Origin of the sequence: Pseudomonas sp. PA-4-8C (genome assembly GCF_021606625.1) — a bacterium.
Taxonomy (GTDB): domain Bacteria; phylum Pseudomonadota; class Gammaproteobacteria; order Pseudomonadales; family Pseudomonadaceae; genus Aquipseudomonas; species Aquipseudomonas lactis.
The window spans coordinates 1-13,199 of the sequence record NZ_WKCD01000146.1 but is presented as its reverse complement, the minus strand read 5'-3'; the positions used below and the strand labels follow the sequence as shown (position 1 = coordinate 13,199).

Genomic DNA, 13,199 nt, shown 5'->3' with positions numbered 1-13,199 from the left:
ATGGATGGCGCGTGGCGGCGGCCCCCCAAATCACTGGCGGATTACGGGCACACCGAGCCTAAGCGAGGTGCCGAGTGGTGGGGCAAGAGCCCTTTGGTTACTTTGGGGCTTTTCCAAAGTGACCCGCTGTCAGAGCGGAACCCTAAGTAGCCGTTACCGCAGCAATGGATATGCACACAATCCAACTGTGTCGCCTGCCAGGCCGCCTTCGCGAGCAAGCCCGCTCCCACAGTAGGATCGCGGGGTGTCAGATGGATAGATGGCGGCTGTCAGGCCGCCATCGCAGGCAAGCCAGCTCCCACAGTTGGATCGTGGGGCGTCAGGTAGATAAGCGTCGGGTATGAGGCCGTCATGGGAGCAAGCTCCCTCGCCACAGGGGAAGTAGCGCGGGCTTAGACCGGTGAGATGGTCGCCAACATACCAATACCAATGGTCAACACCAAAAAGCCAAACAGGAAAATCGCCATCTTGGTCATAAGGCCTCCGAGGGGAAGGGGACGACAGGAATGTCGGGATGGGGCTATTGTCCGCCTCAAGCGGTTTTCAATACAGGCGCAGATCGAAAAGAAAAAACCGTATCAGATCACCGCGCAGCGCCTGGGCCGTGGCTTTTCAAGCAAACAGTTTTTATCAAGATCAGCGCCATGGCCGCTACCCGCCCTGAGCGTCACCTGAGACAGCCACTGCATTTGCCCCTAAGATAGCGCCCACTGCACAACAATAAGCGTGGGCCGACCCTCGATGGAAAGACGCCAGTTCAGCGGTGGCATGCAAGGCAAGAACCTGCGCTACCTCAGTGATAACCCCCAGCAATCAACCTCGGTCACCCGTGTCGGTTTCCTGCTGCTCGAACACTTTTCGCTTCCGGCCTTTACCCAGACCCTCGATACGCTGGTGACCGCCAACCTGTTGCGCCCCGATCTGTTCGCTACGCGCACCTTCGGCTGGGGTGAGGGCGAAGTCATCAGCGACCTGGGCCTGGTCATTCGCCCGGATGCGAACCTGATGCTGGCGACGTTGCAGGACTTGGACCTGCTGGTAATCTGCGGTGGTTTTCGCACCGAACTCAAGGCCAGCGAGCCGTTTATCCAATGGCTGCGCAGCGCGGGTGAAGCGGGCGTGCGCCTCGCCGGTTTGTGGAACGGCTCGTGGTTCCTCGGGCGTGCGGGGCTGTTGCAGGGTTACCGCTGTGCCATCCATCCCGAGCATCGCCCGGCATTGGCCGAAGTGTCCAAGGCGGCGCAGGTCACCAGCGAGCCCTACGTGATCGACCGCGATCGCCTCACTGCGTCCAGCCCCTCGGGGGCTTTCCATATGGCCTTGGACTGGATCAAGAGCCTGCATGGCAAAGCCTTGGTTGAAGGCATCGAAGATATCCTGGCGTTCGAAGAGTCGCGCTACCGCCGCATCAAACCCACCGAAAACATGTGTGTCAGCGCGCCGTTGCGCGAGGTGGTGAAGTTGATGGACGCCAACCTCGAAGAGCCTCTGGAACTCGATCAACTCGCCGTCTACGCCGGCCGTTCCCGCCGCCAGTTGGAACGCCTGTTCAAAGAACAGCTGGGCACCACGCCGCAACGCTACTACATGGAACTGCGCGTCACTGAAGCGCGACGCCTGTTGCAGCACACCGAGTTATCCCAGGTGGATGTGCTGGTGGCGTGCGGGTTTGTCTCGCCGAGCCATTTCAGCAAATGCTACAGCGCTTATTTCGGCTATCGCCCCTCCAAAGAGAAGCGGTTGGTCAAGTAGCCCACATTTGGTTTTCGGTGTTTTCAGAAACGATCCAGCCGATAAGGCTGTAGTTCTGGCACACGCTCACCCGCCGCAAGCTGCCCAACCCTCTCGGCCGTCACCGCTGCTTGTGTCAGCCCCAGATGCTGGTGACCGAACGCAAGCAGTACCTTGCCCTTGCACACCCGGTCAATGATTGGCAGTGAGTCGGGCAGGGAAGGGCGAAACCCCATCCAGGGTGTGGCTTCGCTGTGGCTCAAGTCGTGTCGGAACAGCCCTTTGCTCAACCGGTGCAGCTGCCAGGCGCGTTGCATATTGGCCGGGCGGTCGAGGCCGGCGAATTCGACCGTGCCGGCCAGGCGCAGGCCACCGGTCATGGGCGTCATGATGAATTTGCGCTCCAGCGAAGTGACCGCGAATGGCAGGCGCTGTTGTTCGTGGGGCAGCATCAGGTGGTAACCGCGTTCGGTGTCCAGTGGCACCTGTTTGCCGGTGAGTGCGGCGGTGAGTTTGGCCGAATGGGCGCCGCAGGCGATCAGCACTTGCTGCGCTGTCATTACGCCTTGGTCGGTCATCAGGGAAACGCCGCTGCCCTCCAGGCGCGCATCCAGAACCCGCTGCTGAAGAAATTGCACCCCCTCGGCCTTGGCTGCGTTCACCAGTTCGCCAACCACCGTGTACGGGTCCAGAAAGTGTCCGGTAGCCGGGAAGAACAAACCGCCTTGTATGGCGTCGCTCAGTTGCGGCGCAGCCTTGCGCACCGCATCGCCGCTCCAGGACTCCACGGCGACGCCTTGCTGCCTCATGCGTTGCTGCACTGCATCCAGTGCAGCGCGGGATTCGGCGCGCTCAAACACCAATAGCGAACCGTCTTCACGCAGCAATTGAGCTTGTCCAATCGATTGCAGCAAGCGTTGCCACGCGCCCAGGCTGCCTTCGTTCAGCGCGCGAAGGCCGGCCACGGTGCGCTGATAACGCGCTGGCCGCAGGTTCAACAGCAGGCGGATAAACCAGGGCAGGGCGCGGGGCAGGTAGGCCCAGTCCAGGCGCAGTGGGCCCATGGGGTCCAGGAGCATGGCGGGCAAGCGCTTGAGGATTGACAGGTCGGCGATGGGGAAGACTTGCTCCGTCGCCAGGTGGCCCGCGTTGCCGTAGGAGGCGCCCATGCCGGGTGCCTGCGCGTCGAGCACGACGACTCGCCGGCCTTGGCGTGCCAACTGCAAGGCGCAGGCGACGCCGATAATGCCGGCGCCGACCACTACGATGTCTGCTTGATTGGGATCGGCCATGGTTATGCTTCTCGTTGGCCGTCGAGCAGGCGCCGCAACCGCAGCGGGTTGTCGTGTTGTAGGGCGGCGGGCAGCAAGGCGTCCGGGAAATCCTGATAACACACCGGGCGCAGGAACCGCAGAATAGCCGCCGTGCCCACCGAGGTACTGCGCGCATCCGAAGTCGCCGGAAAGGGCCCGCCATGCACCATGGCGTCGCACACTTCTACGCCGGTTGGCCAGCCATTTACCAGCAGGCGCCCAGCCTTGCGTTCCAGCACCGGCAGCAGCGCCCGTGCCTGGGGCAGGTCTGAGTCATCCATCTGCAGGGTGGCGGTGAGTTGGCCTTCCAGGTGTTCGGACACCTGGCGCATGTGCTCGACATCGCGGCATGCCACCACCAGCGAGGCGGCGCCGAATACTTCGGCTTGCAGCTGTTCGTTGTTCAGGAACGCCTCGGCCTGGGTCACGAACAGATGGGCCTGGCCCAGGTTCGGCCCGGTCGCTGGCATGCCCTTGGCGGCGATGTTGGCGTGCTGGGCCAGGGCCTTCACGCCGGTTTCATAGGCGCTGAAAATACCCGGTGTGAGCATGGTCTGGGACGGGCAACGCGAGAGCCGCTCACTGGCAGACTGAATAAAGTGGTCCAGAGCGGCGCCTTGCAGGGCGATCACCAGGCCAGGGTTGGTGCAGAACTGGCCGGCGCCTTGGGTCAGCGACGCCACGAACCCTTCGGCCAAGGCTTCGCACCTAGTTTCAAGTGCAGCAGGAAACAGGTATACCGGGTTGATCGAGCTCATTTCCGCGTACACCGGGATCGGCTCCGGGCGTGCCTGCGCCGCTTGGCAGAGGGCAATGCCGCCACTGCGCGAACCGGTAAAGCCCACAGCCTTGATGCGCGGGTCGCTCACCAGTGCGATACCCACCTCGTTACCCGCACCATAGAGCAGTGAAAACACACCCTCCGGCAAGCCGCAGTGTTTTACCGCTCTGGCGATGGCGCGGCCCACCAGTTCGCTGGTGCCGGGGTGGGCGTTATGGGCCTTGACGATCACTGGGCAACCGGCGGCAAGGGCCGACGCGGTATCGCCGCCCGCCACGGAGAACGCCAGAGGGAAGTTGCTGGCACCGAACACCGCCACCGGGCCCAGAGCGATATGGCGCTGGCGCAGGTCGGCGCGGGGCAGAGGTAGGCGCTGGGGCTGTGCGGTATCGACGCGCACGTCGAGCCATTCGCCCAGGCGCACGGTGCGCGCAAAAGCGCGCAGTTGCCCGCAGGTACGGCCGCGTTCACCTTCAATGCGTGCGCGAGGCAAGCCGGTTTCGGCGCAGGCGCGTTCGACCAGCTCATCACCCAAGGCTTCGATGTGGGTGGCGATCGTTTCAAGCAACGTGGCGCGATCTGCCAAGGGGGTTTCGCGGTAAGCGTCAAACGCGGCCCACGCGAGTGCGCAGGCCTGTTCTACGTGCTGCTCATCCCCGCCAGCGTAGGCGGGTTCCAGTGGGGCGTTGGTGGCGGGATTGATCGCGCGGATCGCATCGCGATGGCCGGATATGGATTGCTGACCGATCAGCAGCTTGCCTGTCAGAGTCATGGTGAAATCCTGGAAAACAAAAGAGGTGTTGTAGGAGCGAGCTTGCTCGCGAAAAACGTGCCTACAACGCGTTCGTTCAGGGTGAGCGCGTTATCGTTAACGTTCTTCGCGAGCAAGCTCGCTCCTACAAAGAATCAAGCGGCGTTCTGTTCTGCCGACCAGTTGGCATACCACTGGCGGAACAGCGCGTATTGCTGCTCGGCATAGCGGCGCTGGGCCGCGCTGAGCGCGTCGGTTTCGTTGAAGTGCAGGGCGTAACCCTGGTCGCCGTTGAGCACCATCAAATGCTTGTAATACAGCACCAGGTCGCAGCCCTCGTCGAACGATGACAACACCGCTAGCGCAGCTTCCAATTCGCGGGCCTGGCGACGCGCCTTGGCATCGCCCTTGGCGGCCTTTTTGCTCAGGGCTACCAGTTGCAGCACTTCGCGTGGTAGTGCATTGCCGATGCCGGTAATGGCGCCGGTGGCGTTGCAGTTGACGAAGCCGTGGACCACTTGGGTATCGACGCCGACCATCAGGGTCACATCATCATCCTGGGAGGTGATGTTTTCGGCGGCGTAGCGCAGGTCGGCGGCGCCGCCGAACTCCTTGAAGCCGATCAGGTTCGGGTGTTCGCGACGCAGTTCGAAGAACAGGTCGGCGCGGGTGGCGAAACCGTAGTAGGGGCTGTTGTAGATCACCGCCGGCAGGTTGGGGGCGGCGTTGAGGATCGCTGCAAAGTGGGCCTTTTGCGCAGTGACCGAAGCACCTCGGGACAGCACGCGGGGAATCACCATCAAACCATGGGCGCCGACTTTGGCGGCATGGGCTGCGTGGGATACGGCTTCACGGCTGTTCACCGCACCGGTGCCGACGATGGTTGGCACACCCGCCGCCACCAGGCGCGCCACGCCTTCCTGGCGCTGGGCCTCGGTGAGTAGCGGCCAGTCGCCCATGGAACCGCAATACACCACGGCACTCATGCCGATGTCGATCAGCTCGCGGCCCTTGGCGACGAGGGCGTCGAAGTCTGGTTGGCGCTCGGCGGTGCAAGGGGTCATCAGGGCGGGCATGCAGCCGGTGAAGATGTTGTCGCTCATGGTGCTAACTCCGGTTTCAGTTGAATTGATCAAGGGCTCAGATGCCCCAGGCAAACGGGTCTTGTTCGTCGATCAGCAGGGTGCCGTCGGCGGTCATGTAGGCGCGGCCGGTGATGAAGGGGCGTACGCGTTCGCCGTCCCACTCATAGCGGCCGAGGAATTGGCTGCCGGTGATGCTGGCTTGTACCCAGGGTTCTCCTGCGGCCAGTTTTGCGTCGGCGGCCAGGCAGGCGAGCTTGGCGCTGGTGCCGGTGCCGCAGGGGGAGCGGTCATAGGCTTTGCCAGGGCACATCACAAAGTTGCGGCTGTCGGCGTGGGCGTCGTCGGCGAACAGTTCGATATGGTCGATCAGCGCACCGTCTGCGCCACGGATGCCTTGGGCTTCGAGGGCCTTGAGCATCGCCCAGGTGTAGTCGGTCAGGGCCTCCACGTTATCCATCTGCAACTCATGGCCGTGGTCCGACACCAGGAAGAACCAGTTGCCGCCCCAAGCGATGTCGCCCAGCACCACGCCGTGCCCAGGCACCTCAACCGGCACCTGTTTGCGATAGCGGTAAGCGGGCACATTGCGCAGGGTCACGCTGCCGTCGTCGTGCAAGGTGGCCGCGACCGGGCCGACCGGCGTATCGAGGCTGTGCACGCCCGGTTGGATCAGCCCCAGGTGGTGCAGCGAGGCAACCAGGCCGATGGTGCCGTGGCCGCACATGCCCAGGTAGCCGGCGTTGTTGAAGAAGATCACCCCGCAGGTCGCCCCCGGCGTGACGGGCGCGCAGTACAGCGCGCCCACCAGTACATCGTTGCCCCGTGGCTCCAGCAGGCAGGCGCGGCGCCATTGATCGTGGTGGGTGCGCAGGTGTTCCAGTTGGCCGGCGATCGTGTCGCCAACCAGCGCGGGGAAACCGCTCATGACCAGGCGCGTAGGTTCACCGCCGGTGTGCGAGTCAATCACGTGCAGCCGTTTCATAAGGCGCTCCATCAGTGGGTGGTCGGGGACAGTGGGGCGCTGTAGTGCGCGTCGCTGACGGCTTCGCTTTCATCCTCTTCCTGCTCCAGGCGCACCAAATGGGCGGGCACGCCGGTGGCGGCGCCCCAGTAGTAGATGCCCAGGGCGCAGGCCGCCACCACCAGGGTGTCAAACGGGTGGCTGATCACACCGATGCCGCCAAAGCTGCCGAGTTTGGAGAGCAGGATGGTCACGGCGTAGAAGCCGATCAGCCAGGCCGAAGAGCGCACTTGTTGCTTGAGGTTCAGGTGCGCGGTCGGCACCCAGCGTGCACACAACAGGTACACCACAAACATCAGGATTTGCAGGCCCAGCAGCCAGGACACCGTGCTCCAGCCCGACCAGTACACGATCAGCGCAGCGATGATGAAGGACAGCGGGCCCAGCACCGCCATGCCCTTGACCCGAAACGGGCGCGCCATGTCGGGTGCATTGCGGCGCAGGGCAGCGACCGTCACCGGGGCCACGGCATAACTGAGGATTAGGGCTGCGGACACCACGTTGATCAGCGCTTCCCAGGACGGGAACGGCAAGGTCCAGAACACCGACAGCCCAAAGGTCAGCCACAGCGCCGGGCGCGGGATGCCGGACTTTTCATCGATGCGCGTGAAGACCTTGAAGAAGGTGCCGGTCTGCGCCCAGCCATACACCACGCGCGGGGTGGCGTTCATGTAGATATTGCCGCAGCCGCTGGGGGAGATCACCGCATCGGCCACCACCAGGTAGGCCAGCCAGCCCACGCCCAGCGCCAGGGCGATATCGCGATAGGGCAGGGCCAGTTCCTTGCTGATGCCGGCCCAGCCATTGGCGAGCATTTCGGTAGGCACGCCGCCGAGGAACGCGGTTTGCAGCAGCACATAAATGGCGGTCGACAGCAGGACCGAGAGGATCAGGGCGATGGGGATGGTGCGCTGTGGATTTTTCACTTCGCTGGCCACCGAAATGATCGGCGTGAGCCCCAGATAGGCAAAGATCACCCCGCCTGCGGACACGGCCATCTCGATGCCCGACAAGCCGAACGGTGCAAAGCCATGCACCTGGAAGTTCGCAGGCTTGAAGAAGGTGAACAGCACGCCGATCACCAGCAACGGCACGATGAACTTGAACACGCTCACCAGGTTATTGGCGATGGCAAAGGTCTTCACGCTGCGGTAATTGAGCACAAAGAACAGGCACAGCAAGGCAAATTGCACCAGCCAGCCCAGGGTGGTCGGGTCGCTGGAGCCGGCCTTGGTCAGCTGGGGAAACCAGGCTGCCGCATACTGGCGCGAGGCGACCACTTCAATCGCCACCAGGCTGGAAAACGCGATCAGCGTGATAAAGCCCATCAGGTAGCCCAGCAGCGGGCCATGGGAGTACACCGGGTAGCGCACCACGCCACCGGCGCGGGGCAGGGCGGCGCCGAGTTCGCAGTAGACAATGCCCAGCAGCAGCACGGCGAAACCACCGAGCAACCAGGAAAAAATCCCCGCCGGGCCTGCGATGGCAGACACGTGGCTGGCGGCGAACAACCAACCCGAACCGAAGATGGCCCCCAACCCGATAAAGGTGAGGTCCATCAGTGACAGCTGTTTCTTGAACTTGCCTTGGCCTGACATAGCGGCGCCTTCTTGTGAGTTATTGGATAGGCATGCAGTGGCGCTATCCTGAACCCACAGGCCTGGCTGAGGATTGATGTTTTATGCGGCGATGGATGACGAATTCAGCACAATTTGCCGCGCTCGACAGCGCTCGCCCCATGGCGCAATCTGCTGGCTGTCGACGAATAAAAGGGCAGATAAAGTCATGTTGCAGAGCGCGTTCGCGAGCCTTTTCCAGGGCAGCCGACCCCACAGCATCGAGCAGTTATTGAGCGGGGTAGAGCAGTTGCTGCCGATGCTTGATGTACTGCCCAATGCCGCGATTTTCATCAAGGACATCGACGCCCGCTACGTGCTCGCCAACCGTACCCTGGTGCAACGCTGCGGCCTCAAGCAGCTGCAACCGCTGCTGGGCAAGACCAGCGCCGAAGTGTTTCCCGCGCAATTGGGCCCCGGCTATACCGAACAGGACCGTCGTGTGCTGAGGCAGGGCCTGGTGTTGGAAGACCAACTCGAATTGCACCTCTACGGCACCCGCGAACCCGGCTGGTGCCTGACCCACAAGTGGCCGCTGTACAACCGGCTCGGTGCGATCATCGGCCTGGCCGGGATCTCGGTAGACCTGCAATCAGCCAGCGAAACCCACCCGGCCTATCAGCGCCTGGCGGCGGTGGACGAACACATCCGCAGCCACTTCAACCGCCGCGTCACCCTGGGTGAATTGACCCGCATCGCCGGGATTTCCGTGGCGCAACTGGAACGCTACTGCAAGCGCGTGTTCCACCTCACGCCCCGGCAAATGATCCAGAAAGTCCGGCTGGAACATGCCCGGCGGTTGTTGCATACCGAGTTGCCGATTACCGAGGTGGCGCTGCAATGCGGGTATACCGACCACAGTGCGTTTACCCGGCAGTTCAAGTCTTCTACCGGGTTCACCCCGAGGCAGTACCGGCAAGCCACGCAAGGCGGCAGCGCAGGTGAATGTCTTCTGTAGGAGCGAGCTTGCTCGCGAAAAACCTCAACGATAACGCGGGCGTCCTGAATCAACGCGGCGCCTGTGGGTTTTTCGCGAGCAAGCTCGCTCCTACAGGGTAAGCGTTCTATTGCGATGCAACGAATGGCGCCCACGCTCCTCATATGCTTACACCGACCCTTTTCACCACGACAGGTACCGAGCTTATGACCGCGGCGAATAACGATCATGTGAACTGGCTGGTGCAACATTCCATGCTCCACGCAGCGCGGCAGCGGGCCAAGCTTTATTCGGGGCAAGGGCGCTTGTGGCAGCAGCCCTATGCGCAGACCCGGCCGCGTGACGCTTCAGCCTTATCGTCCGTGTGGTTCACTGCCTACCCCGCGTCGATTGTCACCCGCGAAGGCGGCACCGTACTGGAAGCGCTGGGGGACGAAACCCTGTGGCATACCCTGTCGAAGATTGGCATCCAAGGCATTCACAACGGCCCGTTGAAGAAGTCCGGTGGCTTGTCTGGTACCGAGCACACGCCGACCATCGACGGCAATTTCGACCGCATCAGCTTCGACATCGACCCGCAACTGGGCACCGAGGCGCAGTTACAGGCATTGACGCGCATGGCCGCCGCGCACAATGCGGTGATCATCGACGACGTGATCCCGTCCCATACCGGCAAGGGCGCGGACTTTCGCCTGGCTGAGATGGCCTATGAGGACTATCCGGGGCTCTACCATATGGTGGAAATCCGTGAGGAAGACTGGTCGTTGCTGCCGGATGTCGCCGAAGGCCGCGATGCACAGAACCTCAGCCCGCAAGAGGTGGATGCGCTGCGCGACAAGCACTACATCGTCGGCCAGTTGCAGCGGGTGATCTTCTTCGAGCCGGGGGTAAAGGAAACTGACTGGAGCGCCACGCCGCAAGTGGTCGGCGTAGACGGCAAACCACGGCGTTGGGTGTACCTGCATTACTTCAAGGAAGGCCAGCCGTCGCTCAATTGGCTGGATCCCTCGTTCGCGGCTCAGCAGATGATCATCGGCGACGCGCTGCACGCCATTGATGTGATGGGCGCGAAGATCCTGCGCCTGGACGCCAACGGGTTTCTCGGTGTAGAGCGCAAGTTGGACGGTACGGCCTGGTCGGAAAGCCACCCGCTGTCGATCACCGGCAACCAGTTGCTCGGCGGGGCGATTCGCAAGGCCGGTGGTTTCAGTTTCCAGGAACTCAACCTGACTGTGGACGACATCGCCTCCATGTCCCATGGCGGCGCCGACCTGTCCTATGATTTCATCACCCGGCCTGCCTACCAGCACGCGTTGTTGATGGGCGACACAGAATTTCTGCGCCTGATGCTGCGCCAGATGCACACGCTGGGTATCGACCCAGGATCGCTGATCCACGCGCTACAGAACCACGATGAACTGACCCTGGAACTGGTGCACTTCTGGACGCTGCACGCCCACGACAGCTTCATGTTCCAGGGGCAGACCTTCCCCGGCAACATCCTGCGCGAGCATATCCGCGAGCAGATGTACGAACGCCTGACCGGCGAACATGCGCCGTATAACCTCAAGTTCGTGACCAACGGCGTGTCCTGCACCACCGCCAGTATCATCACCGCAGCCCTGGGTATTCGTAACCTGGAGGCGATCACCCCGGCGGATATCCAGCAGATTCGCCAGATCCACTTGCTGCTGGTGATGTACAACGCCATGCAACCTGGGGTGTTTGCCTTGTCCGGCTGGGACCTGGTGGGCGCACTGCCGTTGGCGGCCGAAGACGTGGCGCACCTGATGGCCGATGGCGACACGCGCTGGATCCACCGTGGCGCCTATGATCTGGTGGACCTGAACCCCGACGCCGAGCTGTCGGCGGGGCAAATGCCGCGCTCCAAAAGCCTGTATGGCAGCCTGAACAGCCAACTGCAGGATCCAGAGTCCTTTGCCTCCCAACTGCAAAAAATCCTCGCCGTGCGCCGCGCCTACGACATCGCCGCCAGCCGGCAGATCCTGGTGCCGGATGTCGAGCATCCCGGTTTGTTGATCATGGTTCACGAACTGCCGGCGGGTAAGGGCACGCAAATCACTGCGTTGAACTTCGGTGCCACGCCGATCACCGAAACCTTGCACCTGCCCAACATCGCACCGGGGCCGGTGGTAGATATCATCAATGAGCGGGTGGAGGGAGATTTGACCGAGGAGGGCGCGTTCACGATCACGCTGGACGCTTATGAAGGGCTGGCGTTGCGGGTGGTGAGCAGCACGCCGATGTAAATCGCCTGTAGGAGCGAGCTTGCTCGCGAAAAACGTCAACGATAACGCGTGCTTCCTGAATAAACGCGGCGTCTGTGAGTTTTTCGCGAGCAAGCTCGCTCCTACAGGGTAAACCAGACGATCAGTGGTGCTTGTTCTTGTGCTTATGCTTGTTGCCTTTGTGCTTGCCACCACTTGAGCGATGACCGCTCTCGTCATCGGCCAGGTTGTTACCCAACGCGCCGCCGGCTGCGCCGCCCACGCCCGCGCCAATGGTCGACCCGGTGCTACCGCCCAGGCGATTACCAATCAGCGAGCCGCCCGCCGAGCCCAAACCGCCGCCAATCGCCGCTTCGGTCTTGTTGCCCTTTTGCGCACCCACCGCACTCCCGGCTGCGCCACCTACGCCTGCACCGATGGCTGCACCGGTCGAGCCACCGAGCTGTTGGCCGACCACATTGCCCAACACGCCGCCTACACCGCCGCCCAGCGCGGCGGTACCATCTCCAGCGGCCAGGGCGCCTTGGGAGATCAGGATGCCCAATGCCAGGGCCGGGAATGTCATTTTCATTTTTTTGTACCTCAAGGGCTGTCTCAGGCGCTCACGGGGTAAAGCACGCCTGGCAATGTGATTAGAGCACAGGCCGCCGCACTAGGGTTTCGGTGTTCGCCCCTTGCGCAAGAAAATTTTTATCAACCCTCTTGAATTCCTTTTGCGCGTCCATAAATTTTTGATCACGCGATGCCGAATCCGGGTCGCGTACTAAATCACTTGGAGAAACTCAGGAGATTTTAAAATGGCTACTACCCTGTCGTTGGCCCCACTGTTCCGTCAATCGGTGGGCTTTGATCGCTTCAATGACCTGTTCGAGTCGGCGCTGCGCAGCGAGGCTCCGAATTCCTATCCACCTCACAATGTGGAAAAGCACGGTGACGACGCGTACCGCATTGTCATCGCCGTGGCTGGCCTGACCGAGGAGGATCTGGATATCCAGGTCGAGAGGGGTGTATTGACGGTTTCTGGCGGTAAACGCGAAACCGACGATAAGGTCGCTTACCTGCACCAGGGCATTGCCCAACGTGCGTTCAGGTTGTCGTTCCGCTTGGCGGACCATATCGAAGTACGTGGCGCATCCCTGACCAACGGTTTGCTCAACATCGACTTGCTGCGTGAAGTGCCTGAAGAGGCCAAGCCAAAACGCATCATGATTGGTGGCGAGGTCAAACCTGAACTGCGTCAGGTCAGCTTGCAGTAAAACAATCGGCGGTAAAAAAGGCGCTCTGCGGAGCGCCTTTTTTGTGTGCGCTGCAAACCCAGGCCCGCTAAGCCTGGGTATTGGGCGCAAACAACTGCCTGGCCTCGGCAAAGCATTTTTCTGCGATGGCCGAGCGCGGTTCGGTCTTGCGCATCACCATGCCCAGGGGGGCAAGGACGCTGGCATCCGGCAGGTGGATAAACGCCAGGTTCTCAATCGGGCTTTCCAGGCCGCTGTCCAACGGCATGATCGCGCAGCAGAAGCCTTCGTGAATGGCCTGGAACAGTTGATAGGTGGAGTCGCTTTCCAGAATCGGCTGGGGATCGAGACCGCGGCTGCGGAAACTCAGGTCGATGGATTTTCGGTAGTGCATGCCATTGCTGATCATCCCCAGAGGCAGTTCGGCGGCTTCTTCCCAGCTCATCTGGGTGCCTTCGAAGTGGAAGTGGCGGGTGTCGT

11 protein-coding genes are annotated in these 13,199 nt (G+C 62.0%); 4 read left to right on the top strand and 7 right to left on the bottom strand.

All coding sequences use genetic code 11. The annotated features are described in order from the left end of the window. The first annotated feature begins 768 nt into the window (after positions 1-768). Entirely contained in the window at positions 769-1,752 is a 984-nt protein-coding gene (locus GIW04_RS19540) for a GlxA family transcriptional regulator (protein ID WP_044274164.1), read from the top strand. A gap of 23 nt (positions 1,753-1,775) precedes the next feature. Here the strand turns inward: GIW04_RS19540 and GIW04_RS19535 are convergent, their stop codons facing one another. From GIW04_RS19535 to GIW04_RS19515, 5 genes are all read right to left on the bottom strand, one after another. After that, on the bottom strand, positions 1,776-3,023 hold the full coding sequence (locus tag GIW04_RS19535; protein WP_120248100.1) for an NAD(P)/FAD-dependent oxidoreductase: 1,248 nt from the start codon (positions 3,021-3,023) through the stop codon (positions 1,776-1,778). 2 nt (positions 3,024-3,025) lie between these two features. Next, the gene (locus GIW04_RS19530) at positions 3,026-4,597 is read right to left on the bottom strand and encodes an aldehyde dehydrogenase (NADP(+)) (protein WP_120248099.1); all 1,572 of its coding nucleotides are present in this window, start codon (positions 4,595-4,597) and stop codon (positions 3,026-3,028) included. 134 nt (positions 4,598-4,731) lie between these two features. Then, positions 4,732-5,679 (bottom strand): dihydrodipicolinate synthase family protein, encoded by a 948-nt coding sequence (locus GIW04_RS19525; protein WP_003191556.1) that lies wholly within the window; start codon positions 5,677-5,679, stop codon positions 4,732-4,734. Between the two features lie 37 nt (positions 5,680-5,716). Continuing rightward, positions 5,717-6,643, bottom strand: coding sequence for a 4-hydroxyproline epimerase (locus GIW04_RS19520; protein WP_120248097.1), 927 nt, complete (start codon positions 6,641-6,643; stop codon positions 5,717-5,719). 11 nt (positions 6,644-6,654) lie between these two features. Continuing rightward, positions 6,655-8,280 (bottom strand): APC family permease, encoded by a 1,626-nt coding sequence (locus GIW04_RS19515; protein WP_003191553.1) that lies wholly within the window; start codon positions 8,278-8,280, stop codon positions 6,655-6,657. Positions 8,281-8,467: 187 nt separating this feature from the next. Between GIW04_RS19515 and GIW04_RS19510 the strand changes: the two genes are divergently transcribed. Together GIW04_RS19510 and treS are read left to right on the top strand one after the other, a co-directional pair. Next, entirely contained in the window at positions 8,468-9,256 is a 789-nt protein-coding gene (locus GIW04_RS19510; protein WP_003191551.1) for an AraC family transcriptional regulator, read from the top strand. Between the two features lie 185 nt (positions 9,257-9,441). Then, positions 9,442-11,505, top strand: a complete 2,064-nt coding sequence (gene treS / locus GIW04_RS19505; protein ID WP_120248096.1) for a maltose alpha-D-glucosyltransferase — start codon at positions 9,442-9,444, stop codon at positions 11,503-11,505. A 121-nt stretch (positions 11,506-11,626) separates the two neighbouring features. Here the strand turns inward: treS and GIW04_RS19500 are convergent, their stop codons facing one another. After that, positions 11,627-12,055 (bottom strand): glycine zipper domain-containing protein, encoded by a 429-nt coding sequence (locus GIW04_RS19500; RefSeq protein WP_003191547.1) that lies wholly within the window; start codon positions 12,053-12,055, stop codon positions 11,627-11,629. A gap of 226 nt (positions 12,056-12,281) precedes the next feature. Between GIW04_RS19500 and GIW04_RS19495 the strand changes: the two genes are divergently transcribed. Further along, a complete protein-coding gene (locus GIW04_RS19495; protein WP_120248095.1) occupies positions 12,282-12,740 on the top strand; it encodes an Hsp20 family protein in 459 nt (152 codons plus the stop codon). Positions 12,741-12,807: 67 nt separating this feature from the next. Here the strand turns inward: GIW04_RS19495 and GIW04_RS19490 are convergent. Then, on the bottom strand, positions 12,808-13,199 hold a 392-nt coding region (locus GIW04_RS19490), incomplete at its 5' end, for a substrate-binding domain-containing protein (protein ID WP_236479138.1).